Origin of the sequence: Streptomyces sp. NPDC046261, assembly GCF_040646235.1 — a bacterium.
Classification (GTDB): domain Bacteria; phylum Actinomycetota; class Actinomycetes; order Streptomycetales; family Streptomycetaceae; genus Streptomyces.
On the sequence record NZ_JBEYZU010000001.1, the window covers coordinates 184,953 to 210,837 of the forward strand.

The 25,885-nt window shown below is 71.0% G+C and carries 29 protein-coding genes and 1 pseudogene; 20 read left to right on the top strand and 10 right to left on the bottom strand.

Translation table 11 applies throughout. The features are described from left to right. Nucleotides 1-51 precede the first annotated feature (51 nt). Nucleotides 52-1,389: a M14 family metallopeptidase gene (locus tag ABZ956_RS00860; RefSeq protein WP_361885011.1), complete on the bottom strand. Its 1,338-nt coding sequence runs from the start codon at nucleotides 1,387-1,389 to the stop codon at nucleotides 52-54. A gap of 215 nt (nucleotides 1,390-1,604) precedes the next feature. On the opposite strand from ABZ956_RS00860, the gene ABZ956_RS00865 reads away from it, so the two are divergent. The 13 genes from ABZ956_RS00865 to ABZ956_RS00925 all read left to right on the top strand — a co-directional run bounded on the left by ABZ956_RS00865 (nucleotide 1,605) and on the right by ABZ956_RS00925 (nucleotide 12,741). Then, a complete protein-coding gene (locus ABZ956_RS00865; protein ID WP_361885013.1) occupies nucleotides 1,605-2,489 on the top strand; it encodes a serine protease in 885 nt (294 codons plus the stop codon). Nucleotides 2,490-2,691: 202 nt separating this feature from the next. Beyond that, the gene (locus ABZ956_RS00870) at nucleotides 2,692-3,615 is read left to right on the top strand and encodes a hypothetical protein (protein WP_361885015.1); all 924 of its coding nucleotides are present in this window, start codon (nucleotides 2,692-2,694) and stop codon (nucleotides 3,613-3,615) included. A gap of 102 nt (nucleotides 3,616-3,717) precedes the next feature. Continuing rightward, on the top strand, nucleotides 3,718-4,446 hold the full coding sequence (gene cpaB / locus ABZ956_RS00875; RefSeq protein ID WP_361885017.1) for a Flp pilus assembly protein CpaB: 729 nt from the start codon (nucleotides 3,718-3,720) through the stop codon (nucleotides 4,444-4,446). A 56-nt stretch (nucleotides 4,447-4,502) separates the two neighbouring features. Beyond that, nucleotides 4,503-6,218 carry a TadE/TadG family type IV pilus assembly protein gene (locus tag ABZ956_RS00880; RefSeq protein WP_361885019.1) on the top strand — a complete coding sequence of 572 codons (1,716 nt, stop codon included), beginning with the start codon at nucleotides 4,503-4,505 and terminating at the stop codon, nucleotides 6,216-6,218. Next, nucleotides 6,218-6,691: a TadE/TadG family type IV pilus assembly protein gene (locus tag ABZ956_RS00885; RefSeq protein ID WP_361885021.1), complete on the top strand. Its 474-nt coding sequence runs from the start codon at nucleotides 6,218-6,220 to the stop codon at nucleotides 6,689-6,691. Before ABZ956_RS00880 ends, ABZ956_RS00885 begins: the two co-directional genes overlap by 1 nt. Beyond that, nucleotides 6,688-8,058 (top strand): CpaF family protein, encoded by a 1,371-nt coding sequence (locus ABZ956_RS00890; RefSeq protein WP_361885023.1) that lies wholly within the window; start codon nucleotides 6,688-6,690, stop codon nucleotides 8,056-8,058. Before ABZ956_RS00885 ends, ABZ956_RS00890 begins: the two co-directional genes overlap by 4 nt. A gap of 1 nt (nucleotide 8,059) precedes the next feature. Beyond that, the gene (locus ABZ956_RS00895; RefSeq protein ID WP_361886598.1) at nucleotides 8,060-8,998 is read left to right on the top strand and encodes a type II secretion system F family protein; all 939 of its coding nucleotides are present in this window, start codon (nucleotides 8,060-8,062) and stop codon (nucleotides 8,996-8,998) included. Nucleotides 8,999-9,023: 25 nt separating this feature from the next. Next, entirely contained in the window at nucleotides 9,024-9,911 is an 888-nt protein-coding gene (locus ABZ956_RS00900; RefSeq protein WP_361886601.1) for a DUF5936 domain-containing protein, read from the top strand. Nucleotides 9,912-10,308: 397 nt separating this feature from the next. Beyond that, a complete protein-coding gene (locus tag ABZ956_RS00905) occupies nucleotides 10,309-10,488 on the top strand; it encodes a hypothetical protein (protein ID WP_361886604.1) in 180 nt (59 codons plus the stop codon). Nucleotides 10,489-10,514: 26 nt separating this feature from the next. Beyond that, complete coding sequence (locus ABZ956_RS00910; protein ID WP_361886606.1) at nucleotides 10,515-11,204, top strand: pilus assembly protein TadG-related protein; 690 nt, start codon at nucleotides 10,515-10,517, stop codon at nucleotides 11,202-11,204. A gap of 30 nt (nucleotides 11,205-11,234) precedes the next feature. After that, nucleotides 11,235-11,804 (top strand): hypothetical protein, encoded by a 570-nt coding sequence (locus tag ABZ956_RS00915; RefSeq protein ID WP_361885025.1) that lies wholly within the window; start codon nucleotides 11,235-11,237, stop codon nucleotides 11,802-11,804. Nucleotides 11,805-11,810: 6 nt separating this feature from the next. Next, a complete protein-coding gene (locus ABZ956_RS00920) occupies nucleotides 11,811-12,407 on the top strand; it encodes an OmpA family protein (protein ID WP_361885027.1) in 597 nt (198 codons plus the stop codon). Between the two features lie 46 nt (nucleotides 12,408-12,453). Next, nucleotides 12,454-12,741, top strand: a complete 288-nt coding sequence (locus ABZ956_RS00925) for a hypothetical protein (protein WP_361885029.1) — start codon at nucleotides 12,454-12,456, stop codon at nucleotides 12,739-12,741. Between the two features lie 61 nt (nucleotides 12,742-12,802). Here the strand turns inward: ABZ956_RS00925 and ABZ956_RS00930 are convergent, their stop codons facing one another. The 3 genes and pseudogenes from ABZ956_RS00930 to ABZ956_RS00940 form a co-directional block, all read right to left on the bottom strand. Next, entirely contained in the window at nucleotides 12,803-13,795 is a 993-nt protein-coding gene (locus tag ABZ956_RS00930; protein ID WP_361885031.1) for an NADAR family protein, read from the bottom strand. 9 nt (nucleotides 13,796-13,804) lie between these two features. Further along, nucleotides 13,805-13,972, bottom strand: a pseudogene (locus ABZ956_RS00935) (VOC family protein); the annotation flags it as partial. A 58-nt stretch (nucleotides 13,973-14,030) separates the two neighbouring features. Further along, nucleotides 14,031-15,020 carry a phospholipase gene (locus ABZ956_RS00940; protein ID WP_361885033.1) on the bottom strand — a complete coding sequence of 330 codons (990 nt, stop codon included), beginning with the start codon at nucleotides 15,018-15,020 and terminating at the stop codon, nucleotides 14,031-14,033. A gap of 337 nt (nucleotides 15,021-15,357) precedes the next feature. Between ABZ956_RS00940 and ABZ956_RS00945 the strand changes: the two genes are divergently transcribed. After that, entirely contained in the window at nucleotides 15,358-16,251 is an 894-nt protein-coding gene (locus tag ABZ956_RS00945; RefSeq protein ID WP_361885035.1) for a tectonin domain-containing protein, read from the top strand. A gap of 15 nt (nucleotides 16,252-16,266) precedes the next feature. Here ABZ956_RS00945 and ABZ956_RS00950 read toward each other — a convergent pair whose 3' ends face one another. From ABZ956_RS00950 to ABZ956_RS00960, 3 genes are read right to left on the bottom strand one after another with little or no spacing between them, the layout of a single operon-like run. After that, nucleotides 16,267-16,458, bottom strand: coding sequence for a hypothetical protein (locus tag ABZ956_RS00950; protein ID WP_361885037.1), 192 nt, complete (start codon nucleotides 16,456-16,458; stop codon nucleotides 16,267-16,269). 9 nt (nucleotides 16,459-16,467) lie between these two features. Further along, entirely contained in the window at nucleotides 16,468-16,659 is a 192-nt protein-coding gene (locus ABZ956_RS00955; RefSeq protein WP_361885039.1) for a hypothetical protein, read from the bottom strand. Nucleotides 16,660-16,670: 11 nt separating this feature from the next. After that, complete coding sequence (locus ABZ956_RS00960; protein WP_361885041.1) at nucleotides 16,671-17,522, bottom strand: helix-turn-helix transcriptional regulator; 852 nt, start codon at nucleotides 17,520-17,522, stop codon at nucleotides 16,671-16,673. Between the two features lie 285 nt (nucleotides 17,523-17,807). Between ABZ956_RS00960 and ABZ956_RS00965 the strand changes: the two genes are divergently transcribed. After that, complete coding sequence (locus tag ABZ956_RS00965) at nucleotides 17,808-18,347, top strand: ATP-binding protein (RefSeq protein ID WP_361885042.1); 540 nt, start codon at nucleotides 17,808-17,810, stop codon at nucleotides 18,345-18,347. Between the two features lie 19 nt (nucleotides 18,348-18,366). On the opposite strand, the gene ABZ956_RS00970 is transcribed toward ABZ956_RS00965, so the two are convergent. Beyond that, on the bottom strand, nucleotides 18,367-18,705 hold the full coding sequence (locus ABZ956_RS00970) for a hypothetical protein (RefSeq protein WP_361885044.1): 339 nt from the start codon (nucleotides 18,703-18,705) through the stop codon (nucleotides 18,367-18,369). 179 nt (nucleotides 18,706-18,884) lie between these two features. Here ABZ956_RS00970 and ABZ956_RS00975 point away from each other — a divergent pair, with 179 nt between their 5' ends. After that, a complete protein-coding gene (locus ABZ956_RS00975; RefSeq protein WP_361885046.1) occupies nucleotides 18,885-20,126 on the top strand; it encodes a hypothetical protein in 1,242 nt (413 codons plus the stop codon). 1 nt (nucleotide 20,127) lies between these two features. Here ABZ956_RS00975 and ABZ956_RS00980 read toward each other — a convergent pair whose 3' ends face one another. Then, nucleotides 20,128-20,517, bottom strand: a complete 390-nt coding sequence (locus ABZ956_RS00980) for a DUF192 domain-containing protein (RefSeq protein WP_361885048.1) — start codon at nucleotides 20,515-20,517, stop codon at nucleotides 20,128-20,130. A 58-nt stretch (nucleotides 20,518-20,575) separates the two neighbouring features. Between ABZ956_RS00980 and ABZ956_RS00985 the strand changes: the two genes are divergently transcribed. The 3 genes from ABZ956_RS00985 to ABZ956_RS00995 all read left to right on the top strand — a co-directional run bounded on the left by ABZ956_RS00985 (nucleotide 20,576) and on the right by ABZ956_RS00995 (nucleotide 23,251). Then, on the top strand, nucleotides 20,576-21,292 hold the full coding sequence (locus tag ABZ956_RS00985) for an A24 family peptidase (protein WP_361885050.1): 717 nt from the start codon (nucleotides 20,576-20,578) through the stop codon (nucleotides 21,290-21,292). Between the two features lie 24 nt (nucleotides 21,293-21,316). After that, complete coding sequence (locus ABZ956_RS00990; RefSeq protein WP_361885052.1) at nucleotides 21,317-21,889, top strand: TetR/AcrR family transcriptional regulator; 573 nt, start codon at nucleotides 21,317-21,319, stop codon at nucleotides 21,887-21,889. 174 nt (nucleotides 21,890-22,063) lie between these two features. Further along, complete coding sequence (locus tag ABZ956_RS00995; RefSeq protein WP_361885054.1) at nucleotides 22,064-23,251, top strand: MFS transporter; 1,188 nt, start codon at nucleotides 22,064-22,066, stop codon at nucleotides 23,249-23,251. 460 nt (nucleotides 23,252-23,711) lie between these two features. Here the strand turns inward: ABZ956_RS00995 and mgrA are convergent, their stop codons facing one another. Beyond that, a complete protein-coding gene (gene mgrA / locus ABZ956_RS01000) occupies nucleotides 23,712-24,755 on the bottom strand; it encodes an L-glyceraldehyde 3-phosphate reductase (RefSeq protein WP_361885056.1) in 1,044 nt (347 codons plus the stop codon). Between the two features lie 110 nt (nucleotides 24,756-24,865). On the opposite strand from mgrA, the gene ABZ956_RS01005 reads away from it, so the two are divergent. After that, complete coding sequence (locus ABZ956_RS01005) at nucleotides 24,866-25,627, top strand: isoprenyl transferase (protein ID WP_361885058.1); 762 nt, start codon at nucleotides 24,866-24,868, stop codon at nucleotides 25,625-25,627. Nucleotides 25,628-25,885 lie beyond the last annotated feature (258 nt).

The following is a 25,885-nucleotide window of genomic DNA, read 5'->3' on the forward strand; positions in this document are numbered from 1 at the left end:
CCGGCCGTGGAGGTCACGGGCCCCCGGGCGCGGCTCGGGGGCCCGTACGGGTCACCGGCAGTACTGTGCCTCCTTGCCGATGGACCGGTACATGCAGTCCGCGTTCTCCAGCAGTTGCAGCACCGCGTCGCGGTTGCGGGCGGTCTCCCGGTCGATGACCTCGTCGGGCGGGTAGAAGCCGCCCCCGCCGCCGCTCGGGCCCGGGTACATCTCGAAGGTGTAGGCGAAGATCTTCTGGTTGCCCCACAGCCAGTCGTCGATCGACCCGTCGGTGATGTAGAGGTCGCTCGACTGCTCGGGCGTGTAGCGGTTGCTGGCCGCCATGGACGTGCCGACGGTCGCGAAGGCGTCGCGGTCGTCCTTGGTCATGCCCGGCGCGGTGTCGCTGGAGGTCCAGCCGAACGGCCACAGCACCAGCTCGCTGTAGGTGTGGAAGTCGATGGCGGCCTTGATCTGCTGCTTGCCGCCCACGATCCGGCTGCGGACGAAGTCGGCGACGACCTTCACCTCGGGCGCCGACTCGGGTGCGGTGCCGCGGTAGGTCTGGGAGCCCGGGCTGCCGGAGGAGCCGCCGCAGCATCCCCACTTGTGGTCCCAGTTGCGGTTGGGGTCGGTGCCGCGGGCGGACGAGCCGGCGTTGGGCTGGCGGTTCTTGCGCCAGCTGCGGTAGCTGCCGGTGGCGATGTCGTACTCGCCGCCGTCGGGGTTGACGTCGGGCACGACCCAGATCACGCGCTCGTCCACCATCTTGGTGACGCGTGCGTCCTTGCCGTACTGGGAGCCGAACTCCTTGAGCAGGTAGAGGGCCATCTCCACGGTCAGGTGCTCACGGGCGTGCTGGTGGGCGGTGAAGAGCACCTCGGGCTTGGCCGCCGTCGTGCCGGGCGGCTTCTTCGCGGCGTTGGTGATCTTGACGGCGACGATGTCCCGGCCCTCGTAGGACGTGCCGATGACCTGCTTGCTCATGAGGGAGGGGTGCGCGGCGACGTTCGCGTCGACCTCCGCCATGGCCTCTTTGTAGTTGTGGTACTTCGCGTCCGCGGGCGGGAAGTCGAACGGAGTGGCCTTGCGGCCGTCGCTGCGGTCGGGGGGCCCGGGCAGGACCCGGACCGCGTAGCCCATGCGGCGGACGCGCTCGGCCTGCGCGGCGTCCGCCGTGATGACGACCGAGCCGGGGCGCACGGCGTCGACGGACGCGCCGGTCGCGGCGACGGCGGTGCGCTGGGCCGCGGTCCTCGGCCCGGTGACCTCGTACGACCGCGACCGTTCTGCCGTGTCCGACGACGCCGGTGCGGCCATGGCCAGAGCCAGTACGACGGCGGTGGCGGCCGTCGCGAGTCTGCCGTGCGGCACGCGCCGGCGCGGGGATCGGGGGGTGGGGGGTCGCATGCGGCCTCCTGAGGGGTCCGTTCGTGCGACGAATGCGGTGGGTGAGCCTTCTCAGTGTTCGATTGATGACATGAACCGGTCAAGCGCCGCCGTGCGGGTGAATCAGGCCAACTTCCCCATCACATCAGACCGGCTGATTGCCTGTCGGTATCACCGGCCCCAACAATGCACACGTCAATCCGAATGCGTTGTGTGATCGGAGAGGACCACCCCCCATGAGACGACCCCTCGTCTGTGCGCTCACGACCCTATTGTTCGCGAGCGGCGCGACCGTCGCCGGCATCGGCTCCGCCGGCGCGGCGCCGCAGGAGCGAGAGGAGCGGACCGGCGCCAAGGCCGTCGACTTCGCCGGCACCGTCGCGCTCAGCAACTGCTCCGGTTCCCTGGTCCGCCTGCCCGGCTCCGCCGACGACGACCCCGCCCTCGTCCTGACCAACGGTCACTGCCTGGAATCGGGCATGCCCGCCGCCGGCGAGGTCATCACCGACCGGCCCTCCAGCCGGAGCTTCAGCCTTCTCAACGCCACCGCGGGCAAGGTCGCCACACTGCGGGCCGTCAAGATCTCGTACGCGACGATGACCGACACCGACGTCACCCTGTACGAGCTGAACACCACCTACGCGAAGATCAAGCAGCAGTACGGCATCAGCGCCCTCGCCCTCTCGGGCGACCACCCCACCGCCGGGACCCCGATAAAGGTCGTCTCCGGCTACTGGAAACGCATCTACACCTGCAACGTCGACGGCTTCGTCCATCAGCTCCGCGAGGCCGACTGGACCTGGAAGGACTCGCTCCGCTACACCCCGTCGTGCAACACCATAGGCGGCACCTCCGGCTCGCCCGTCGTCGACGTCAACAGCGGCAAGGTCGTCGCCGTCAACAACACGGGCAACGAGAGCGGCGGGCGCTGCACGATGAACAACCCCTGCGAGGTCGACGAGAACGGCCAGATCACCGTCCGCCGGGGCATCAACTACGCCCAGCAGACGTACGGCATCACCAAGTGCTTCGGCGCCGGCAACAAGCTCGACCTCGGCCTGCCGGGGTGCGAGCTGCCCAAGCCCGCCGCGGAAGAGGAAGGGGCGGAGTCTCTGCCCTGAGCCGGCCGCACGCACCCCGCCGACCCTGTGCTCCCGCCGCCGGGCGGGCCGGAACTCCGGTCCGCCCACCGCCCCGTGGCGAAAATCGAGGAACGGTTCTCAGTCGCTCCATTCGTGGATAAAGTGCGGAGGCACCAGCACCGGGCAGTATCGATCTGCGACCGCCGGAGCCCCCGCGGCCGGAGTGAACGGGGAAGCCGACGTGCCGATTGCGATAGCGGTCACCAGCTCCGACCTGGTGCTCCCCCCGCCCGGCGGGCCCGCACCGGCCGCCGCCGTACTCCAGCCCCCCGAGGCACAGCCGTTGGAGACGGCGGTCACGCAGGCGGCCCTGCTGCTGGAGCAGTGCGGCCATCTGGTGGTGCTCTACCCCGACACCCTCCCGGCGGCCTACGTACGGCGCCTGCACACCGTGCGGTCGGTCCTGGAGAGCGACCGCGTGGCCCTGCTGCCGGTGGCGCTGCCTCCGCTCGCGGTGGCCGTACTGGCCCGCCAGCTACGGCAGTTGTCCGTCTCCGACCTCAGCCCCGGCGTGCTCGCGTCCGCCGCGCGTCTGCTCGCGCACTACATCTACGCGGGCGCGCAGCTGGCCACCGTCTCCCGGCTCGACCAGGTGGACGTCGGCCTCGGCGCGCACGTCGCCTCCCTCCTGCCCGGCGCCCACTTCGGCGTGCTCGTCAACCCGGGCCGGCAGCTGGTGCGTACGGCCACGGGCGAGGTGCCCGACGGCCCGGGCTTCGCCACGCGGATGACCGTGGCCCGGGGCAGGCCCCGCAAGGGCGAGGACTGGGTGACCGACACCGTCGCCCCGGCCTGGCGGGTCCAGGGCGTCCAGGAGATCGAGCCGCTGCCCGCCGAATCCCGGCGCTGGTGGGGCACCCACCGCGCGGTGGAGTTCGCCGCCGCCATCCCCGACCCGACCGTGCTGTACCAGCTCGTCGCCTCCGTACGGCGGGACGAGTGCCACTGGTGCGGCCTCGAACTCATCGGTGACCGTTGCGGGTTCTGCTCCGCGCCCGTGCCGCGCACGGGCACCACCCACGCGCTCGACCCGCCGCCGGGCACCAGCCGGAGGGCCACGGCCACGGCGGCCACGGCACGTGCCGCCCCGACGGCCCGCCGCTGAGCCCGCGAGCCGGGCCCGCCGACGGCCCACCACCCGGTCACATCCCCAACCGAGGTCCCAGCCGAGGTCCCAACCGAGGTCCCGAACGAGGTTCGCCGTCCCATGAATTCACGCCAGCGCCGCGGGATCATCCTGCTGCTCCTGTCGGTCCTCTGTGCCGTCGGCGCCTTCGCCGGAGTGTTCTCGGTCATCCACGACGCCGAGTCGAAGGTCGGCCCCGAGACGACCGCCTACCGGCTGAAGGCCGACGTCCCCGCCTACCAGGACCTGGAACGGGAGACCGGAGCGTTCGAGAAGATCTCCATGCCCCGGCGCTGGCTGCCCTCCACCGCGGTCACCGACCTCTCCGCCCTCCGCGGCAAGATCGCCGTGACCCCGCTGCGGAAGGGCTCGCTGCTCCAGCACGACATGATCGTCGCCCGGCCCGCGCTCGCGGCCGGCAAGCAGGAGATCGCCATCATGATCGACGCGGCGACGGGTGTGGCGGGCAAGATCCGGCCGGGCTCACAGGTCAACATCTACGCCACCTTCGACGCCAAGGAGCAGGGCGCCAAGCCCGTCTCGAAGGTCATCGTCAGCGGCGCCCAGGTCATCGACGTCGGCAAGCTGGCCCCCTTCAAGCGGGACGGGGAGAGCCGGGGGAGCGGCACCACGACCCGGCAGGCCGGGGAGGCGGTGCCGATCACGTTCGCCCTGGACACCAAGGACGCGCAGCGCGTGGCGTACGCCGAGTCGTTCGCCTCCCACGTGCGGCTCGCCCTCGTCGCCCCCGGCGGTGACGGGACGGTCAGCGGCGCCGACCGCACGTACACCCTCGACGGCGACAAGTAGCGCGGAAACAGCCCGGAAGGAGTCCAGCGGTTGTTGTGGATGGAGGCAGGGCCACGGTGACGATCAGAATCCTCCCGGCCGTCGGCGACCCGGACGCCGCCCGCGCCGTCAGCGGGCTGCTCGGCCAGCTCCCGGGCGTCGAACCACTGCAGACCGTCGGCGACTCCACCCGTCTGCTCGACACGCTCGCCGTGCTGGCCGCCGCCTCGGTCGAGGACCTGCCGGAGGTCGTCCTCGTCCACGAGCGGCTCGGGCCCGTCCCCGCCCTCGAACTCATCCGTGAGATCGCCCTCCGCTTCCCGGCGACCGGCTCCGTCCTCCTCAGCGCCGAGGCCGGGCCCGCGCTGTACGCCGCCGCCATGGACTGCGGCGCCCGCGGCCTCGCCGCACTCCCGCTCTCGTACGAGGAGCTGGGCACCCGCGTCCAGGCCGCCGCCCACTGGGCCACGGGCGTCCGTCGCCACCTGGGCGCGGGCGGGCCGGGCGACGGCCGGCCCGGCGCGGCGGGCGGCGGCGCCGGCGGCAAGCTGGTAGCGGTGGTCGGGGCCAAGGGCGGCGTCGGCACGACCGTCACCGCCGTCCAGCTCGCCCTCGCGGCCTGCGCGGCCGGGCGCGGCGTGGCGCTGGCGGACCTGGACCTGCAGTCGGGTGACGTCGCCTCGTATCTGGACGTGCAGTTCCGGCGGTCGATCGCCGATCTGGCGGGCATCAACGACATCTCGCCGCGCGTGCTGCAGGACGCCGTCTTCCCGCACCCCACCGGGCTCGGCCTGCTGCTGGCCCCGGCGGAGGGCGAGCGCGGCGAGGAGGTCGGCGACCTCGCCGCACGGCAGATCGCCGCCGCCCTCCGCGGCCGCTACGAGCTCGTCGTCGTCGACTGCGGCACGCAGATCACGGCCGCCGGCGCGGCGCTGATCGAGACGGCGGACGTGGCCTTATTGGTCACGACGCCGGACGTGGTGGCCGTCAGGGCGGCCAAGCGCATGGTCCGGCTCTGGGAACGGCTGCAGATCCGCAAGCCCGAGGAGACGACGACCGTGGTCAACCGCCACACCCGCACCGCCGAGATCCAGCCGCCCCTCGTCGCCCGGACCACGGGCACCCGCACCGCCCGGACGACGATTCCCGCCGCCTACAAGGAACTTCAGGGTGCCGTCGACGCCGGCCGCATGCAGGACCTGGACGCCCGTTCCGGCGTCCGCCAGGCCCTGTGGGCCCTGGCCGGCGAACTGGGCCTGGCCGCCCCCGCGCCACGCGGCGGCGCCGCCCACGCCGGGCACGCCGACCGGTCCCTCACCGGGGGGCTGCGGCGCCGCCGCGCCATAGGGGGCGGCGGCCCCGAGACCCCCGCGAGCGGCGGCACGGGCCCGGACCAACTGTCCCCCGTGCCCAGCGGCTCACCCCTCCCGATGAGCCGCTTCCGCCGCCGCGGCGGCGGCGACCGCGGCCAGATCGCGGTGGAGTTCGCGGGCCTGCTGCCCCTGATCCTCGTAGCCCTGGCGGTGGTCTGGCAGTGCGTCCTGGTCGGCTACACCTACTCCCTGGCCGGCCACGCGGCCGACAAGGGCGCCCGCGCGGGCGCGGTGGGCCGCGACTGCCCGGCGGCAGCCCGGTCCGACCTGCCGAGCGCCTGGGACAGCACCCCCAGCTGCGGCCCGGAGGACGGCGTCTACCGAGCGAGCGTGCGCTTGCGGGTGCCGGTGCTGTTCCCGGGTTCGGTGGACTGGCCGTGGCCGGTGGAAAGCACGGCCGGCGTGGCACGGGAGGACTGATGGCGTTACGACCATCAGCCCCTGCCGGGCAACAAGCAGCCCGTCCGGCGTTTGAGGACCGGGGGTCCGGGGGCGGAGCCCCCGGGAAAGACAGAGGCTCCGCCTCTGTCGAATTCCTCGGCTTCCTCCCCGTCCTCCTCCTCGTCGCCCTGGCCGCCCTCCACCTGGGCCTGGCGGCCTTCGCCGCCCAGCAGGCCGGCACCGGCGCCCGCGCGGCAGCCCGTACCGCCACTCTCGACGAGCCGGAGGCCACCCCCGCGGGGGCGGGCGACGCGGCGATGACGGGCTGGGTCGCCGCCCACGCGACCGTCGCCGCGCGGCCGTGCACCGCCGCCGACACACAGGTCACCGCCACGGTCACCGTGACCGTACCGGCGGTCATCCCCGGCGCGGACTTCACCGTCACCCGCCGGGCGACGATGCGCTGCCCGGCGGCGGCCACCGCCATCGCGGCACCGGGCGGCGCCCCATGAGCCTGCGCGCCCGCATCGTCGCCCCGGACGCCCCGCCCGACGGGCGCGAGTCGGACCACCTCGTCCCCGTCTACCGCGTGAAGCTGCTCGAAGAGATCGATCTCGCCGAGATGTCGGCGCTCGCGGCCGGCGAACGGCGCTCCCGCCTGGAGCGCGTCCTGGGCCACATCATCAGCCGCGAGGGCCCGGTCCTGTCGACGGCCGAACGCGACCGCCTCATCCGGCGGGTCGTGGACGAGGCGCTCGGGCTCGGAGTGCTCGAGCCTCTCCTGGAGGACCCGTCCGTCACCGAGATCATGGTCAACGGGCCCGACCAGGTCTTCGTCGAACGGGCCGGCCGCGTGGAGCTCGTACCCGTGCGGTTCGCCTCCAACGAGCAGCTGATGCAGACCATCGAGCGCATCGTCTCCACCGTCAACCGCCGCGTGGACGAGTCGAATCCGATGGTCGACGCCCGCCTGCCGTCGGGAGAGCGCGTCAACGTGATTATTCCGCCCCTCGCGCTGAACGGCGCGACCCTCACCATCCGGCGCTTCCCGCGCTCCTACACCCTGCGCGAGCTGATCGGCATGGGGACGCTGGACGAGCACATGCTGATGCTGCTGGCGGCACTCGTACGGGCGAAATTCAACATCGTCGTCTCCGGCCCGACCGGCGCCGGCAAGACGACGCTGCTGAACGCCCTGTCCGGGCTGATCCCGGACGGCGAGCGCATCATCACCGTGGAGGACGCGGCAGAGCTGCAGTTGCAGCAGTCGCACGTCATCCGGCTCGAATCGCGCCCGCCGAACGTCGAGGGCAAGGGCCGCATCACCATCCGCGACCTCGTACGCAACTCCCTGCGCATGCGGCCCGACCGCATCATCGTGGGCGAGGTGCGCGGCGGGGAGACCCTCGACATGCTGCAGGCCATGTCCACCGGTCACGACGGTTCGCTGGCGACCGTGCACGCCAACAGCGCCGAGGACGCGCTGATGCGGCTGCGGACGCTGGCGTCGATGTCGGAAGTCAGCATCCCCTACGAGGCGTTGCGCGATCAGATCGACAGCGCGGTGGACTGCCTGGTCCAGCTCACGCGCAACGCGGACGGCTCGCGCCGCATCGCGGAGATCGCGCTGCTCGACTCCGCGGGCGGCGCCGGCTGGGGCGCGGGCTCCCGCCTCGTGACCGTGTGCCGGTTCGACGCCGAGCCGATGGGACCCGACCGCGTCGTACGGGGGACGTTCGCGCACTTCCCCCTCCCGGAGCGGGTGGCCGAGCGGCTGCGGCTCGCCGACGAGTCCGTACCGCCCGCGTTCGGCGTCGCCGCGTTCCCCAGCGAGCTCACCACCCGGGAGGCCGGGCAGAACGGAATGAGGCATGGGTGACATGAGCGACCTCGCGACGCTGACCGCCGGCGCCACCCTCCTGTGCGGGGCGCTCGCCGTCGCGGGCGTACGGGCGTACGTCACCGGCCGGGACCGCCACCAGGCACTGGTCGAGCGACTCTCCGACGCCCCGCCCCCGCCGCCGGCCGGACGGACGCGCTACTTCCGGCGTACGGACCGGTGGCTGCGCGCCACGCGCTTCGGCGGGCGGCTGGAGCTGCGGATCGCGTCGACAGGGCTGGACGTCACGGTGGGCGAGTTCACGGCGTGCGTGGCGGGCGGGGCGGCCGGGCTGTGGCTGCTGGCCTCCTCGGTGCTCGCGCCGTTCTTCGGGCCGCTGGCGGCGATCGTCGCGCTCTGGTCGGCCCACGCCTTCCTGGCGTGGCAGCGACGCAAGCGGATCGAGAGGTTCATCAACCAGCTGCCGGAGCTGTCGCGCATCCTGGCCAACGCCACCCAGGCCGGCCTGGCCCTGCGTACGGCCCTGGGCATGGCCGCCGAGGAGATGGAGGCCCCGGCGGGCGAGGAGCTCGCCAAGGTCGCCGACAAGCTCGCCGTCGGCCACTCCGTCGACGAGGCCCTGGGCGAGCTCGCCGAGCGGCTGCCCTCGCGCGAACTGGTGGTGCTGGTGACGACCCTGGTGCTCTCCAACCGCGCGGGCGGCACGGTCGTCAGCTCCCTGCGGAACCTCACGGCGACGCTGGAGGAGCGCAAGGAGACGCGGCGCGAGGTGCGCACACAGCTGTCCCAGGTGACGGTGACGGCGTACGTCGTGCCGTTGATGGGCATCGGGACCTTGCTGCTGATGGACCGGATCGCGCCCGGCTCGATCGACCGGATGACGGGCGACTGGCTGGGGCAGGTGGCGGTCGTGGCCGCCTTCGGCCTGTACGGGCTGGGGTTCTTCCTCATCCGCCGGATGTCGAAGATCGACGTGTGAGGGGGTGGAGGAGGCGATGGGGCTCATGGGATTCCTGCTGGCGCTGACGGCCGGGGCGGCCGTGGCGGGGGCCTGTTACGGCGTCGCGCTCCTGCGCAGCGAGGCCAGGCTGCCGCCCGACCTGGCGCTAGCCCTGGAGGTCGGCGCCACCCGCACGTCGGCCGTCGGCTCGGCCGTCGACCGGCTCGGCATGCGGTACGCGCCGCTGGTGCTGCGGCTGATGGGCGACAAGCGCGTGGCGAAGGTGCGGCGGCGCATCGACCGGGCGGGCAACCCGGGCGGCCTGACCGTGGACCGGTACGCGGCCCGCCGCGCCGTCTACGGCGCGCTGGGTTTCGGCGGTGCGCTGGTCATGCTCGCCAAGGGGCAGCCCCTGCTCGCGCTGCTGCTGGTGGGCTTCGGGCTGTTCTGGATCGAGGTCGGCATCTGGGCGGCGGTCCGCGAGCGGCGGGACGCCATCGAGCGGACGCTGCCGGACTTCCTGGACGTACTGGCCGTCGTGGTGAGCGCGGGCCTGGGCTTCCGCCAGGCGCTGGACCGGGTCTCCGAGCGCTACGAGGGGCCGTGGGCGGACGAACTGCGGATCACCCTGCGCCAGATGGACATGGGCGTCAGCCGCCGGCAGGCGTTCGACGAACTGCGCAAGCGCAACGACTCGGAGCAGGTCGCCCAACTCGTCACCGCGTTGCAGCAGGGCGAGGAGCTGGGCGCCCCGATCGTCGACACGCTCATCGAGATCGCGACCGACATGCGCCGCACGGACGCCCAGCTCGCCCGCCGCAGGGCGGCGCGGACGGTGCCGAAGGCGACGATGGTCATCACGACGTTCATGGTCCCCGGAACGGTCATCCTGCTGATTGCGGGATTCTTCCTGGGATCCGGTACGGATTTCGGCTCCATCACGGGGGATTGAGGTGCATACGCCGATGCGAGCGGTCGCCGGTGCGCCGTTGTCCGGAACATGGCCTGTGAGAGGAGACCCCGCCATGCCGAACGCTTCCCAGCACATATCACCGCACCACCCCGCCCCCTGTTCGGAGGGGGCGGGAACGGCTCCGCCGCCGGGCCGGGGGCCCGTGTCGGTGGAAATGCGTAAAGACCGTGAAGGGCCTTCGCGCCTGCAATCGGATGTGGGACATTCGACGTCCGAGGGCGCGGCCGAGCGGGGGTGAGACCCATGGTGTCCCAACTGCCTTATGGGGGAAGGGAATGGAGTCGTACTCGCGCAGTGACTCTCCCGCCGGCCCGCAGCGGTCCGGCGGACACCGCCCATGGAGGGCAAGATGATGCGGAAGCCGATGCCGGAGCCGATGCGGAAGCGCTTGCGGCAGGACCGTGGACGCCGCGGGGACGATCGCGGCCAGACCTCGATCGAGTACCTGGGCATCATCGCGGTCGTCGTGGCGATCATCCTGGTGCTGATGACGACGGACTTCGGCACGATGATCGCGACCGCCATCACCAACAAGATCACGCAGATCACCGGCTGAGCCGCCGCGCCCGCAGCATCCGCCCCATCCGCCCCACCCGCCGGGGTGGCGGGCCGGACGCGGGCCAGGCGTTCCCGCTGTACATCACGGCGGTGGCCGCACTGCTCTTCCTCGCGCTCGTCTTCTTCGCCGTCGGCCAGGCCGGGGCGACCAAGAACGGTACGCAGACCGCCGCCGACGCCGCCGCCCTGGCAGCGGCCCAGGACTACCGGGACCAGCTGCACACCGGCCTCCTCGCGGCCGTGGGCACGGGTGGCGGCTGGGCCGAATGGCTCGCCGGCCGGGGCGCGGAAGCCGGGCGGGCCTGCCGGGCGGCGGCCGCCTACGCGGACCTCAACGGCGCCCGGCCGGACATCACCTGCGACGAGGGCGCCGAGCCCGGCTCGTTCACGGTGACCGTCACCTCGGCGCGGGCGGTGGGGAAGTCGGCCGTACCCGGCACCGAGCGCCGGCACGCCACGGCGACGGCGAAGGCGGTCGTCACCCCCCGCTGCACGGCCGCGCCGCCGAAAGCGGAGCCTCCGCCACGCCCGCAGGGCACCCCGCCCCCGAGCACTCCTCCGCCGGACGACGGGCAGGGCCGGCCGTCCCCCGGCCCGGACCCCCGCCCCGGCATCGACCTCACCTGTGGCGACAAGGCGCTGGTCATCGACCCCAAGCGCCCGGACGCGGTGGTGAGGGCCACGGACCTGTTCACCGTGCACCTCGCCGACTGACCGCCGACCGACCAGCAAAGGAACGTACCCATGAGCTCGAGGATGGCCAGGGCCGGAGCGGCGCTCGCGGTCGTCATATCCCTCGCGGTGGCCGGTTGCGGGGGCGAAGGCGACGGCGCCGAGAAGAAGGTCGACCTGGGCCCGGCGAAGGGCACCGCCGCCGCCCGGACCGGGGCCGCCACGGAAGCGCCCGCGCCCCGGCCGACGGAGACGATCGGCGAACTGAAGGGCCCGGACGGCATCGTCGTCACCCTCCACTCGGCGGTGCGCGACAAGGGCGGCTTCGTCACGGTCAACGGCACGGTCGCCAACCGGGGCACCAAGCCGTACACCCCGTTGACGTGGCGCTCGAAGGAGACGGAGCTGAAGTCCCAGTCCTCGGTCTCCGGGGCCTCGCTGATCGACCAGGCCGGCAAGAAGCGGTACCTCGTCCTGCGCGACACGGACGGCGAATGCCTGTGCACCACGGGCCTCGTGGGCATCCGCCCCGACGAGAGCCGCGCCATCTTCGCCCAGTTCCCGGCGCCGCCCGACGACGTCAGGGAGGTCGACTTCCAGCTGCCGACCATGCCATCCGTCCGCATCAAGATTTCGGGGTGAGGTCCGATGCCGTCGACGATCCTCCACGGCACGGTCACGGCCCTGGCCACGGTCCTTCTGGCCACCACGGCCGCGTACGCGGACAGCGGGCCCGGCAGCCCCGCCGACACCACCCCACCGGTGAAGATCGACGCCGGCGCGTCCGGCCTCAAGCTGCGCTCGGGCGCGAAGCTGGCGCCCGGCCGCGTCCTCGACATCAAGTCCGTCGTCGAAACGGACGGCGGAGAGGAACGCCGTGAGGACACCAACGTCAACGTCACCTTCGCCCTGCAGGCCGAGGTCCTCTTCGACAAGGACAGCGCCGAACTGAGCGGCGCGGCGAACGCCCGTATCGGCGCCATCGCGAGCGAGGTCAAGAAGCAGCACGCGACGGCCCTGCGCATCTTCGGATTCACCGACAACCTCGGCTCGGCGGACCACGGCGTCGCCCTGTCCAAGGAGCGCGCCAACGCGGTGCAGCGGCAGCTGGCGAAGAACCTCGGCTCGGCGGCGATCCGCTACGAGATCCGGGGGTACGGCGAGCAGTACCCGATCTCCGACAACACGACGGAGGACGGACGGCGCAAGAACCGCCGGGTGGAGGTCAGCTTCCCGCGGAGGTAGGGGCCGGGGCTTCCCGCGGGGCCGGTAGGGCAGGCAGGATCTGCGGGTGAACAACGACACGAAGACCGACGAACCGGCCTCCGACGGCAAGGTGGGCGAGGGCACGTGGGGTGCGCCCCTGGTCCTGCTCATACCGGTGCTACTGATCAGGCACCTGAGCGACCTCTCCACGCCGTGGCTGATCACGGCGTGGAGTCTGCTGGCACTCGTCGCGGTGCTGACGGTCGCAGGATGGGTGAGCGTGGCCCGCCAGAGGAGGCGGGGCGCCAAGGGGTGGGGTACGTGCCTGCTGCTGCACTTCAGCCTCGCAAGTCAGGTGCTGCTTCTCGTCTGAGGGCTGGGCCGGCGGTGATCAGTCGGGCGGTGATCAGTCGATTCGGCTTCGGCCGCCCCGGTCAGTACGGCAGGCCCAGGCGGCGGGCGTGGAGTTCGGCGCGGGTGGATTCCAGGAGGCGGCCCATCCAGTTGCGGCCCTCGTCCTCGTGGCCCCAGAAGGCGATCTCGGAGAGGTCGCGGGAGTTCGCCCGGTAGTGGATGCGGGCCGATCCCGTGGCGGTCAGGACGGCGGCGAGGTCGGGGTGCTGGTCGTACTTGGCCCGCAGGAGCGCGGCCATCACCGCCGTCCGGGCCTCCGGGGCCGGATCGATGGCCGGCCAGGCATCGTGAACGCTCGGATAGGTGACCTCCCCGATCCGGATCGGCGCCGGGTACTCGTTGCGCAGGGCCGCCGACGGGCCGGAGGTGTCGGGCCAGTGGAGCACGAGGGTCGCGGCCGCCGGCTCCGGGGCCCGGTCCTGCCGGGCGAGCCACTCCCGCGGATCGCCCCACTCCTCGTCGAAGTAGTCCAGCGCCTCCTGGTACCGCTCGGACGTCACGTCCCCGCCCGGCCCCATGGCCAGGTCGTACAGGGGACCGTCCCCCACAGAGTGGTCCGCGAGCGCCGCGTGCAGCTCGTGCTCGGGGATCTCCTCGTACGCGGCGCGCAGGACGGCCCGCCGCTCCTCGGTCGGGTCCGCCCGGAACTCCTGCAGGGCGCGCCAGGCCCGGGCCGTGGAGTCGGGCCGGCCGTTCAGGTCGTCGATGTCGTCCCGGACCTCGGCGTACAGCGACTCGGGCGTGAGATGCCCGTTGACCTTGCTGAACTCCCACTCGACCGTCTCGTGAACCGCCGCCCGCGCCCCCTCCTCGAACCTCGTCACGACCCGGCCCCGGCGCAGGTCGGCGGCGAACTCCTCGAGCGTGAGCAGCTCCCAGCAGTCGATCATTCCGTCGGCGTAGATCCCGAGCTGTACGAGGTAGTGGTGGTCGCCGTTCCGTACGAACGCGGGGCGGGACAGGCCCGGTATCCGCTCGCCGTCGACGATCCGGAAGATCGGCTGCTTGCTCACGCGGGGAGTCTAGGCGCCGTTCCCAGCTCCCCAGCTCCCCAGCTCCTCGAGACGCTCAAGGTCGTCGCGCACCGACTCCCGCTCGTGCGCGGTGAGGCGCACCGCGGAGGCCCGGGCGAGGACGGACGTCGCGGTCTCGTCGTCGCCGAGGCGCCCGGCGACGTCCGCGCGGAGCACGGGATCGCGGGAGGATCCGTCGGCCGTGATCCCGGCCGACGGATCCGGGGTCTGTCCACTACCTGAACAGGCGGTCACCGCTGGTGGCCATGCGATGGGTGGCGCTGTGGCGGTTCACCCAGTCGCGGATGAGGTTGATGGCGTTGGCGCACTGCCAGCTGTTGTCGTACTCGTGCTCCCCGGTGAAGTGGCCGTAGCCCGCGATGATGCCGTCGACACGCGCATCGCCCAGCAGTTTGTCGACGTACCACGGGTCGTTGTAGGTGGCCGTCCAGGACAGCGTGGCGGCGAGTTGTCCGGCGGCACGGTCTGCGGCGCCCTTCTTCAATTCCGCGCACGTGTTGTAACCGGCTTCCGTGCAGTTGCCGAACCCGTTGGGGATATTGGTGTCGCCGTAGTCCATCACCCGTCGACCGGCCGGGAAACCGGAACCGGACCGGTTGAAGGCGCTCCGGACCCGATCGCGCGTGCCGGTCGTCGTGATGCCCTCCAGTTTGCCGAGCTTTCCTTCCAGGCTCTTCCAGCCTCTGCCGCCGACGTCCGGGTTGTTGCCGCCGTGGTACTCGTAGAAACCGTAGAGCACCTGTATCCCGGCAGCCGTCAGCCTCTGCGCTTTGTCGCGCAGACCGGCGACGCTGCACGCACGGTTCGGTGCTTCCCCGCAGTAGTTGGGATCCTTGATGTCCAGCCAGACCAGGCTCAACCGGCGCCCGGCTTTGGCGTTGGAGACTATGCGGTCGATCATGCTGTCGAAGCTGGGGCCGTACCGGGTGTCACCGGCCGAGGAACAGTCGTGATACGCGCGCCATTCGTTCGGATTCCACCAGGCGCAGACGTCGATCTCGATGGCATTGGCCCCATGTTTGAGCGCGGCGTCCACGCCGTCCAGGGTGTTGACCCGGTGCGCGATGGCGTAGATCGCATGACGCTGATCGGCAGCCGCCGCCGGTGCCGTACCGAGCGCGGTGGTACCGATGATCCCGCACAGCGCCGCCATCAGCGCCATTACCATCCGCGGGCCGGTGCCATGTCGAAGACGAGTGGTCAAGGAAGGTGCTCCTTCTCCATGTCGGTGTCCTGCGGTGCCTGAACGGCCCGAGCCTGCACGGGGATTGGTTCCGGCAGCAAGGAAATCCCGGCACTTCGGGATGTCGGAACACGGAAACGGGCCATATCCAGGAGAGACGTGAGCCGACTGGAACGCGGTAACGGAACGGACCAGCGTCTGGACGGTTAACTCCCGTCTGAACGAGGATGGTTGCTTCATTCGCGCATGCCTCATGATGAAGGGCACTCACATGCGGGAAAGATCACGGAAGGGGATCGGGCGCATCCGTCGGCTGGTCGGGACTTTCCAGGCACGGCTGCTGGCCTCAGCAGCGGTTGTGGCATTACTGGTCGCGGTGCCGGACACCGCCTCCGCCGACGAGCCGATCTTCGGCTCCTCGATTGCCGCGGCTCGTAACGCGGACGGACGCCTGGAGCTCTTCGGCGTCGATCCCGGCGGCAACGTGTTCCACCGCCGGCAGGCCCTCCCCGGCAGTGTCAACTACACGAGCTGGGGCACGATGGACGGCCGTCTGATCGCCCTCGCCTCCGAGACCAATGCGGATGGGCGAGTGGAGCTGTTCGGCAACAATGACTGGGGCGGCGTGTACCACCGCTGGCAGTACGCCGGGGGCGGCTGGTCGAACTGGCAGAAGCTCGAGGGCGTGCTCTCATCGGTCGCCCTTGCTCGTAACGCCGACGGACGGCTGGAGCTGTTCGGCACCGATGGCAACCAGGACGTGTTCCACCGCTGGCAGACCTCCCCCGGCGGCGGCTGGTCCGGCTGGGTCAAGTTCGACGGCTCGTTGACCCGGGTTGCCGCCGAGACCAACGCCGACGGGCGTGTGGAGCTGTTCGGCGTCGACAGGACCGGAGGCGTGTGGCACCGCTGGCAGACGTCCCCCGGCGGCGCCTGGTCCCCCTGGGAGAAGTTCGACGGCGGGCTCACGTCGGTTGCCGCGGCTCGTAACCGCGACGGACGGCTGGAACTGTTCGGCGCCGACAAGACCGGAGGCGTATGGCACCGCTGGCAGACCTCTCCCGCCGGCGCCTGGTCTCCCTGGGAGAAGTTCGACGGCGCGCTGACCCAGGTTGCCGCCGAGACCAACGCCGACGGGCGCGTGGAACTGTTCGGCGTCGACAGGACCGGAGGCGTATGGCACAGCTGGCAGAAATCCCCCGGCGGCGCCTGGTCCCTCTGGGACAAGCTCGACGGTGTGCTGAGGCCCTGACGACGTTGGGGTCGGTCACAAGAGGTGGTCGGCCTTGCCGGCTTTGATGTCGTGGATGAGGGCGCGTAACGCTTCGCGGGTGTCGGTGAGGTAGTGGTCCTCGGCGCCCGCGATGGCTATGTAGGCGTTGCCGCTGTTGTCGGTCCCGATGCGGAAGCAGGCGCTTCCCTCTCCGCAGTACGGCTCTTCCCAGATGACGTCGGGCATGGGGGCTCCTCAGAGCAGGTGGTCAGCCTTGCCGGCTTTGATGTCGTGGATGAGAGCGCGTAACGCTTCGCGGGTGTCGGTGAGGTGCTGGTCTTCGGCGCCGTTGACGGCTATGTAGGCGTTGCCGGCGGTGTCGGTGCCTATTCTGAAGCAGTTGTTCCCCTCGCCGCAGAAGGGGGCTTCCCACGTAATGTGGCTCATAGGTGCCTTCCTTATAGGTCGTGCATAACCGTGCGCATAAAGTCTCGCGAGTGCGCTGCGCTCAGGGCAGCCGTATCCATCCAGTCGAGGTGCGTACGGTATTTGATGAGCTGTGATTCGGCATGGATGAAGTCTGGGCCAGCCTCCGAATCGACCTGGACCGTGTCCAGTTGTCTTACGGGGCCCTCGGCATACAAGGTGGCATGTCCTGCGCCGGGGAACGCCCCGGTGCCGACGGGTACAACGCGAAGCAGGATGTTGGGACGTTCCGACATCTCGATGAGGTAGTTCAGCTGGCTCTTGGCTACGCTCCTGCCGCCGAACTGCATGCGAAGCGCTGCCTCATGAATGAACCCCACGTAGTCGAGCGGTTCCGAGCGTTCGAAGACCTGCCGTCTCTGCATCCGGTGTGCCACGCGAAGCTCCACCTCCAGTCTCGGCAAGCGGGGAAGCACTGCCTCGAAGATCGACCGAGCGTAGTCCTCGGTCTGGAGCAGGCCGGGAAGGTGCATCACCTGTGACGTCTGTACCCGTACCGCATGCCACTCCAACTCGGCGATATCCAGTAGCCCGGCAGGCAAAGTCCCCCTGAACTGCTCCCACCAGCCTCGCTCCCTGCTTCCGGCCATTGTGGCCAGCGCCTCGATGTAATCGCTGTTGTTGGAGGCGTAGTTGCAGGCGAGTGTCCGCACCCGATCCGGCGTGATGACTCGGACGCCGGACTCGATGTTGGAGATCTTCGTTCGGTCGACGCCGAGCAGTCCGGCGGCGTAGTCGGTCGACAGACCGGCAGCGGTGCGCATCTTTCGCAGCTCAGCGCCGAGTCGTCGCTGGCGCTCGGTGGGTGTCTTCCTGGGAGGCATGCCCCCTTCCTACAGGGCTGAGGGAGTCGCTCGTACACAGTCACCTGCCCATCACCCGATCGGGGCAACGATCCACCAAAAATGTGGCACGCGTGTCACGCACCTCGCTAGCTTCCGTCCTGCAGCGTAAAGCCCCGCGTCAGCCGGAAGCGCATCCGCGAGCATGCCCGCATCCTCCTGCCCTGGGAGGGGTGTGTGCCCGCGTCAGGGAGACAAGCCACCGGCGTCGGCCAAGGCGCCTGCGCGAGGCCCAACAATCGCCCACCCCACTCCGGGAGCCGCCGCATGTCCGTACCGGTATCCGTATCCGCGAGCCTCTGCCCACTCGTCACCCCGGCCACCCGGGAACCGGCCGAGCACCTCCGTCACACCCCCACCGCCCTGCGGGAGCCGTCCACCCTCGCCTACAGCTACGCCATCCCCGGCGAACCGCACGCCGCGTCCGTAGCGCGCGGCAATGTGTACAACGCCCTACGGGCGCACGGTCTCACCGAGCTGGAGGCGCCCGCTCTGCAAGCCGCGGGCGAACTCGTCGCGTGTGCGGCGATGTTCGAGCCCGGCAAGATCCTCTACCTCACCCTCGGGTGGAAGGACGAAGGCGTCCGCATCGTGCTGTGGGACCCGCACACCAATCACGCCGACCCCCGGTACACGGCCCAGTGCACGGCCCGCCGCAACAAGATGCTCTATCTGCTGGCGTGCGTGGTGCACGAGTGCGGTGGAAGCTGGGGCATCGACAAGCCGGCGCCCATGCGGGAGGGGACCAGGGTGTGGGTGAACCTGCCCCGCGCCGGTGCCGCCGCCTTCGGCAGGGCCCGCCGCTGAGCTTGAACCTGTTGAGCCTCTACCTGGTCCGTGCCCCCTGGGCACTTTGGGAAGCGCCCTGAGCACCCTGGCCACCCTGAGAGCGGTTGCCGGAGCGGGGGTTCTCCTGTCGCAGTCCCAGGTTTCCGCACTGGTTGGTCGGGCCGGTGAGGGGCACTTCGAGGACAAGGCCACCGGCCGAGCCGGCGTCTTGCTTGGTCATCCCCTTGACCTGGCCGTCGTTGTTACTGCAGGCGTTGTAGTACGTGCCGTTGAAGCCGCCGATGATCGTAGTGGCGTGGGCAGAGGCGGCAGTGGTGAGGCTCATCCCCGCCGCTGCGGCCAACACCACAAAGGCAGCGATCTTGCGTGTCGTCATATAAGGCGAACGACCGCTAAGCCCAGGAGTTCGCTGTATTCACTCTGGGCGGAGAGGCGGGGTGAGCCCCGTACTGCCGGGCCGCAGCCGACCGGGGCGAACGGTCGCGCACCCCGTGGGTACCAGGGCAGGATGGGCCGCTTGGAGGGGTAGGGGAGCGGCGGTGAGGGAGGCGGGACATGAGGGGCGGGCTCGTCGGCGCGGCGACGGCGTTCTGCGTGTTCGTGGGGGGTGCCGGGCAGGCCGGGGCCGTCGGGAGGGCCGAGGACGTGGGCGCGTACCGGGTGGCGCCGGGCGCGATCGCGGTGCGCGGGTCGGGCGGCGGGGCGGACGCGCCCCTGCTCAAGGCGGGCGCCGGTACGTACACCGACAGCCTGAAGCCCGGGGAGAGGAAGTACTACAACGTGGAGCTGGACGCACAGTCCAGCGCCTACGTCTCCGCTGTCGCGGCGCCGGCGCCCGGCACGTCGATGGGGCTGCGGGACGGCATCGACGTGTCCTTGCAGGCGGCGGACGGGACCTCGTGCGGCGCGGTACGACACCGCTCGTTCCTGTCGGCCGGGGGCGCCTACCCCGTCGCCGACTACGCCGAGCGCATCGTGAAGGCGGGCGGGGCCTGTGGGGCGGCCGGGGTGTACCGGTTCGTGGTGGAGCGGGGGGACGCGGGCGGCGGGGACGGTTCGGCGGTGCCGGTGGAGCTGAAATACACGGCGGAGCCGCCACAGAAGGGTGAGGCCGACGGTCCGACGGCGCCCGGGACCTGGAGTTCGCAGGCGCCGTCCAAGCTGCCGCCGGGCGAGGGGGAGCCGGTCGTGGGCGGGACCGGGTTCAACGACGCCGCCGAGCTGCGTGCGGGCGTATGGAAGGACGAGCTGCGGCCCGGTGAGACCCGCTTCTACCGGGTCTCCGTCGACGCGGGGGAACAGCTCTTCGCCGACGCGGAGTTCGGGCCGGTGCCGACGTCCGGGCCGTACGTGGTGAGCGGCGTGCGGCTGGGGCTCAACAACGCGGCCCGGGGGTACGTCATGAACAAGACCGGCCCCTACCAGGGCAAGCCCACGACCGTCTCCCTGGCCACGCCCCCGGCGGCGTACGGCAGTGGCAACGGCGGGGAAGCCGCGCGCGGCATGCGCTTCGCGGGCTGGTACTACCTGCAGGTCAGCCTGAACCCCAAGGTGCGGCAGGCGACGCGCGACGGGCGGGTGCCCGTCACCCTGCGGGTCGACGTGGCCGGCGCGCGCAGGGCGGAGCAGGGGTTCGGGAAGACGCAGGGCGGCGGCGTCGGCGGTGAGCTCGTCGCGGCGGGCGCCCGCAAGAACGAACGGATGAGGGTCATCGGCTACGCGGGCATCGGGACCGGGTCGGCGCTGCTGGTGGGGCTCGGCGCCTGGGCGCTGATCGCGCGCCGCCGGGACGGCTGAGTCAGCGCGGCCCGATGGCGACGCGTACGCCGGGAAGTAGACCCCAGCGCGCCATCGCCCCCGCTTCGGCCTCCAGGACATGGCGCGCCCTGAGCCGTGGGGCGCCCAGGCGGCCGGGGCGCATGGTGCGGACGGACAGCACGGTGAGGTCCCGGGACAGATGGGCCACGTCGATGGGGAAGCGCATCCGGAAGGTGTGGACGCTGCTCGCGGGGGTGAGCAGCAGGGCTCCCTCGACGGAGTCCCGGCCGAGAAGGCCGCGGGTGCGGGCCCGGTAGGAGGCGGCGATCTCCAGGGGAATCCGTGACGTCGCCGCGATCGGGGAGTGCGGTGGGGCCAGGGGGGCGTCTGTGATGTGGAGTTGGGCGAATCCGTCCTGCCAGTCGGCCATGCCGGAAGGTTATCCACAGGGTGAAGCGGAGGGTGGCGTTCGTCCGTAATCTCGGTGCATGGACTGGCTGTTGATCGTGATGGGCGCTCTGTACGGCGCCGTGGCAGGGGCGTTGGTCCCGCGCGCCCGGTACCGACTGGCCGTGGAGCCGGAGGAGGGGTGGCGGGCGGTCGGGGAGTGCGGGCACGCGGTCGGCGGGTGGCTGGGCCCGGCCCGGTGCGGGGTGTGCCGGGGGAGGTACGGGCCGGGGGCGCTGTGGCCGGCCGGGGTGACCGCCGCGCTGTGCGGCGGGCTCGCGGCGGCGGTGGGGGCGCGCCCGGAGCTCGGGGTGTGGTGGGCGGCGGCGCCGGTGGGCGTGCTGCTTGCAGGGGTGGACTGGTCGGTGCGGCGGCTGCCGGACGTGCTGACGCTGCCGCTGGCGCTGGGCGTGGCCGGGCTGCTGGGGGTGGCGGCGCTGATACCGGGGGCGGCCGGGTCCTGGCCGCGGGCGCTGATGGGCGGGCTCGTGCTGGGCGGCGCGTACCTCGCTCTGTTCCTGCTGCACCCGAGCGGGCTGGGCTTCGGGGACGTGAAGCTGGCGGCGGGGCTGGGATGCGTCCTGGGGTGGTACGGGTGGTGGGTGCTGGCGCTGGGGGCGTTCGCGGGGCTCCTGCTCGGCTCCCTCTACGGGACGGTGCTCATGGCCACGCGGCGGGCGTCGGTGATGCCGCTGGGGCCCTTCCTACTCGCGGGGGCATGGCTGGGGGTGGCGGGAGGAGGGTATTGGACTGGTTGATCCAAAAACTGTTACGGTCGGGTCATGGCCCGACCGAGGAAGTTCGACGAGGAGCGGGCGGTCGACGCCGCGCTGGAGGCGTTCTGGACCGCCGGATACGAGGCGACCTCGACCCAGGATCTGTGCGAGGCCACCGGCCTGGGCCGCAGCAGCATCTACAACACCTTCCACAGCAAGCGCGATCTCTTCCGCCGGGCCCTCTCCCTCTATATGGAGCGCCGGACCGGCGAGCTGACCGAGCTGCTCGAAGGTGACCTGACGGCGCGTGAGAAGGTGCGCGGCATCTTCGAGCGGGTCGTGGACGAGGAGGTCGAGCGCGGGCGGGGGTGTTTCTTCGTCAACACCGCCGTCGAACTGGCCGATCGTGACGCCGAGGTGGCGCACGCGCTGGAGCGCGACTACCGGCTCCGGCTCGACGCCCTCACCGCGACCCTCGACGCCGGACGGCGCAGCGGCGACATCGACCCCGCCAAGGACGCCCGCGCCCTGGCCCACTTCGTGATCGCCACCGTCAGCGGCATCCGGGTCTCGGCCCGCGCCGGCGCCGACCGGGCCGTCCTGGAGAGCGTCGCCCGGACGGCGCTCGCCGCGATCTGACCCCGCCGCCCACCCCTGCTTCACCCGCTTCACCCGCTTCCCCCGGTATCCCCCTTCTTCCCCCGTTCCCCCACATCCCCCGGTTTCCCCTTCTTCCCCCTCCTTCCTCACCCCTCCCTTCCGGCCTTTCCATGGGCTTGTTTTGAACTGATCGATACAAAACCAAGGAGTACCGTGCCCCGCGCTGTATATGTGCTGGCCCTTGGCGTGTTCGCCATGGTGACCAGCGAGTTCGTCGTCGCCGGACTGATGCCCCAGATGGCCGACGGGCTGCACGTCACCATCCCGCAGATCGGCTATCTGATCACCGCCTTCGCGGTCGCCATGGCCTTCGGCGGGCCGTTCCTGACCGTGGCCGTGACGAAGCTGCGCCCGAAGCAGGCGCTGTCGGTGCTCTTCGCGGTCTTCCTCGCGGGCAATGTGCTGGCCGCCACCGCCTCCGACTACGCGGTCATGGTCGTGGCGCGCGTCATCACGGGAGTGGCCTCACAGGCGTTCTTCGGTGTCTCCCTCTCCATGTGTGCCCAGCTCACCCGCCCGGAGGTGCGGGGCCGGGCCATCGCCGTCACCCTGAACGGGCTGATGCTGGGCACGCTGCTCGGCCTTCCGCTGTCCACACTGATCGGCGAGCACCTCGGCTGGCGCGCGGCCTTCTGGGCCATAGCCGTCCTGACGGTGATCGCCGCGCTGTGCACGGCCGTCGGCGTACCGAAGCTGGATCACGCCGAAGGCGGCGGAAGCCTCCGCCAGGAGCTGGGTGTCTTCCGCAACCGCACCCTGTGGCGGGTGCTCTCCACCAGCACCTGCGTCATCGGCGCGACGTTCTGCGCCTTCAGCTACCTCAACCCCATCCTCACCGAGGTCACCGGGTTCGCCGCCGGCACCGTCCCGCTGCTGCTCATCGCCTACGGCGCCGCCACGGTGATCGGCAACAGCATCGTCGGGCGGCTCGCCGACCGGCACGCCCTGCCCGTCCTGCTGTGCGGCCTGGTGCTGAACTTCTTCTTCCTCGTGGGATTCGCCCTGCTGGCCCATCTGAGCGTGCCTGCCGTGATCTTCATGCTGGGCATCGGCCTGGTCGGCGTCACCATGAATCCGGCCATGGTCACGCGCGTCCAGCGGACCGGAAACGCCCGGCCGCTGGTCAACACCATCCACTCCTCCTTCATCACCTTCGGCATCGTCATCGGCTCCTCGGTCGGCGGAGTGGCCATCGGCCACTTCGGCCTCCGGTCCCCGCTGTGGCTGGGTGCCGCCATGGCCCTGGCCGGCGTCGCCACGCTCGTCCCCGACCTGCTGCGGCGCGAGCGGCCGGATCACACCCCGGAAGAAATGCCGCGAAAGGTGGCCATACGGGCGTGAGCGCGCAGCGGATCATGGCGGCGTGATGACGGCGAGCCACCGGTCGACGCGCGTCCGACGTCAATGAGGTCGGGAATCACGTCAAGCCGATGATGAATTTGCAAGACATTTTCGGAAGGCTCGGAGGCGGGATTCCCTGAGCGAACCGGATGGCTGGTTCTGCGCCTTCGCCCAGCGCTGAAGGGCTCGACGGACCTCGAAGCACCCCTCCGCGCCCCCGCGTTCAAGATCAATTGGGCGGCCGCAAGTCAGCGCGCCACGCATTGTCACCCCCGCCGGTGCACGAAGCACGGCCTCGGACCGGTTATGGTGGAAACCCCCCCTCGGGCCGGTCCGTATCCCCCCCACGGACCGGCCCGTTTTTCTTGCCTGCCGATCACTCTCCGTGTCGAAGCGTGCGAAGGTGGCGAGTTGATCGTGAAGACACGCCGGGCCGGACCCGTGTCGCGCTTGAGTTGATCTAGGAATCTCCGCGGCGGGCCCAGATGTTGACGCCCTCGGTGCTGACCGCCAGGGCATCGATTTCGGCCAGCTCCGCCTTCTGCAGGGGCGGCGCGCCGAGCGCGGCGATGTTGGCCTCCAGCTGGCTCACGCTGGACGCCCCGATCAGCGCCGAGGTCATGCGCTCGTCCCGGAGCACCCAGTTCAGCGCCAGCTGCGCCAGCGACTGGCCGCGCCCCGCGGCGATCTCGTTCAGGCCGCGCAGCCGCCGCACGACCTCGTCGGTCAGTAGCGCCGGGTCCAGGGACTTGCCCTGGGCGGCCCGCGAGCCCTCCGGGATGCCGGAGAGGTACTTGTCGGTGAGCAGCCCCTGGGCGAGCGGCGCGAAGGCGATGCAGCCCATGCCCTCGTCCTCCAGGGTGTCCAGCAGCGCGTCGTCCTCCGTCCAGCGGTTGATCATCGAGTAGGACGGCTGGTGGATGAGGGCCGGCACCCCCATCTCGCGCAGCAGCCGCGCGGCTTCACGGGTCTGCTCCGCGCTGTACGACGACACGCCCGCGTACAGCGCCTTGCCCTGCTGGACGGCCGACGCCAGGGCGCCCATCGTCTCCTCCAGCGGCGTGTGCGGGTCGAACCGGTGCGAATAGAAGATGTCGACATAGTCGACACCCATCCGGGCCAGCGACGCGTTCAGGGAGGACAGCAGGTACTTCCGCGAGCCCCACTCGCCGTACGGGCCGGCATGCATCAGATAGCCGGCTTTGGTCGAAAGAATGAGTTCGTCCCGGTAGGGCCGGAAATCCTGGGCGAAGAGCTTGCCGAAGTTCAGCTCGGCGGACCCGGGCGGCGGCCCGTAGTTGTTGGCCAGATCGAAGTGGGTCACCCCCAGGTCGAAGGCCCGGCGCAGGATGGCCCGCTGCGAGTCGAGGGTGCGGTCGTCGCCGAAGTTGTGCCACAGTCCCAGGGAGATTGCGGGCAGCTTGAGCCCGCTGCGGCCCGTGCGCCGGTACTCCATGGAGTCGTAGCGCGTTTCGGCCGCGCGGTAGAGCGAGGGATCGGTCATGTGCATCTGACTATCACGGTCCTGTGACGGGCCTAGTTGGGTCCTCGCGACACGCTGGCAGTAGTGTGGCGCCCTCGGGGCGACCGCCGTGGCATGGAGGGGCAGGAAGAGTGAAGTTGCGCGACCTGGTGTACAGGCTTTACGCACGCCGGGTGGAAGGCCGCCTCGACCACGCCCAGGTGCCCAAGCACATCGGCGTCATCCTCGACGGCAACCGCCGCTGGGCGCGTGCGGACGGCCGTACGCTCGAGCAGGGCCACCAGGCCGGCGCGGACAAGATCTCCGAGCTGCTCGGCTGGTGCGCCGAGACCGACGTCGAGGTCGTCACGCTCTGGATGCTCTCCACGGACAACCTCGACCGCCCCGCCGACCAGCTGGGCCCGCTGCTGAACATCATCGAGAACACCGTGCGCGGCCTGGCCGCCGACGGCCGCTGGCGCGTGCACCACGTCGGCACGCTCGATCTCCTGCCGGACCGCACCCAGTCCGTGCTGAAGGAGGCCGAGCAGGACACCGTCGGCGTCGACGGGATACTGGTCAACGTCGCCGTCGGCTACGGCGGCCGCCAGGAGATCGTCGACGCGGTCCGCTCCCTGGTCCTGGAGGCGGCCGACAACGGCACCTCGTTCGAGGAACTGGCCGAGATGGTCGACGTCGACCACATCACCAAGCACCTCTACACGCGCGGCCAGCCCGACCCGGACCTCATCATCCGCACCAGCGGCGAGCAGCGGCTGTCGGGCTTCATGCTCTGGCAGAGCGCCCACTCCGAGTACTACTTCTGCGAAGTCTTCTGGCCCGCCTTCCGCAAGGTCGACTTCCTCCGGGCGCTGCGGGATTACGCCGCGCGACACCGCAGGTACGGGAACTGACGGAACGCCGGTTCGAGTAAGGGTGGTACGGCAGTACGAGTAACGGTGGATCAATCGTTCACCTGCTCGTCGCATATGCCGTTGCATGGGCAAGCGGTCCAGCGGGAATATCCCCTGCAGGCCGACGGTCGGAACTGGGACCGTCGCTCTGCCAGCGGGCGGCATGGGGCCGCCTGCCCGGGAGGCCCTTTGCACCAGGACGACGACCGTACGGACCGAGCGGACCACAGCGTCCGCACGGCCGCCGCGGCGGGCCGG

Excerpts from the sequence above, each read along its gene's own strand:
- ABZ956_RS00860 (WP_361885011.1), bottom strand. The coding sequence starts at position 1,389 with ATGCGACCCCCCACCCCCCGATCCCCGCGCCGGCGCGTGCCGCACGGC.
- ABZ956_RS00865 (WP_361885013.1), top strand. The coding sequence starts at position 1,605 with ATGAGACGACCCCTCGTCTGTGCGCTCACGACCCTATTGTTCGCGAGC.
- cpaB (WP_361885017.1), top strand. The coding sequence starts at position 3,718 with ATGAATTCACGCCAGCGCCGCGGGATCATCCTGCTGCTCCTGTCGGTC.
- ABZ956_RS00885 (WP_361885021.1), top strand. The coding sequence starts at position 6,218 with ATGGCGTTACGACCATCAGCCCCTGCCGGGCAACAAGCAGCCCGTCCG.
- ABZ956_RS00890 (WP_361885023.1), top strand. The coding sequence starts at position 6,688 with ATGAGCCTGCGCGCCCGCATCGTCGCCCCGGACGCCCCGCCCGACGGG.
- ABZ956_RS00895 (WP_361886598.1), top strand. The coding sequence starts at position 8,060 with ATGAGCGACCTCGCGACGCTGACCGCCGGCGCCACCCTCCTGTGCGGG.
- ABZ956_RS00900 (WP_361886601.1), top strand. The coding sequence starts at position 9,024 with ATGGGATTCCTGCTGGCGCTGACGGCCGGGGCGGCCGTGGCGGGGGCC.
- ABZ956_RS00905 (WP_361886604.1), top strand. The coding sequence starts at position 10,309 with ATGCGGAAGCGCTTGCGGCAGGACCGTGGACGCCGCGGGGACGATCGC.
- ABZ956_RS00915 (WP_361885025.1), top strand. The coding sequence starts at position 11,235 with ATGAGCTCGAGGATGGCCAGGGCCGGAGCGGCGCTCGCGGTCGTCATA.
- ABZ956_RS00920 (WP_361885027.1), top strand. The coding sequence starts at position 11,811 with ATGCCGTCGACGATCCTCCACGGCACGGTCACGGCCCTGGCCACGGTC.
- ABZ956_RS00950 (WP_361885037.1), bottom strand. The coding sequence starts at position 16,458 with ATGCCCGACGTCATCTGGGAAGAGCCGTACTGCGGAGAGGGAAGCGCC.
- ABZ956_RS00955 (WP_361885039.1), bottom strand. The coding sequence starts at position 16,659 with ATGAGCCACATTACGTGGGAAGCCCCCTTCTGCGGCGAGGGGAACAAC.
- ABZ956_RS00960 (WP_361885041.1), bottom strand. The coding sequence starts at position 17,522 with ATGCCTCCCAGGAAGACACCCACCGAGCGCCAGCGACGACTCGGCGCT.
- ABZ956_RS00965 (WP_361885042.1), top strand. The coding sequence starts at position 17,808 with ATGTCCGTACCGGTATCCGTATCCGCGAGCCTCTGCCCACTCGTCACC.
- ABZ956_RS00970 (WP_361885044.1), bottom strand. The coding sequence starts at position 18,705 with ATGACGACACGCAAGATCGCTGCCTTTGTGGTGTTGGCCGCAGCGGCG.
- ABZ956_RS00975 (WP_361885046.1), top strand. The coding sequence starts at position 18,885 with ATGAGGGGCGGGCTCGTCGGCGCGGCGACGGCGTTCTGCGTGTTCGTG.
- ABZ956_RS00980 (WP_361885048.1), bottom strand. The coding sequence starts at position 20,517 with ATGGCCGACTGGCAGGACGGATTCGCCCAACTCCACATCACAGACGCC.
- ABZ956_RS00985 (WP_361885050.1), top strand. The coding sequence starts at position 20,576 with ATGGACTGGCTGTTGATCGTGATGGGCGCTCTGTACGGCGCCGTGGCA.
- ABZ956_RS00990 (WP_361885052.1), top strand. The coding sequence starts at position 21,317 with ATGGCCCGACCGAGGAAGTTCGACGAGGAGCGGGCGGTCGACGCCGCG.
- mgrA (WP_361885056.1), bottom strand. The coding sequence starts at position 24,755 with ATGACCGATCCCTCGCTCTACCGCGCGGCCGAAACGCGCTACGACTCC.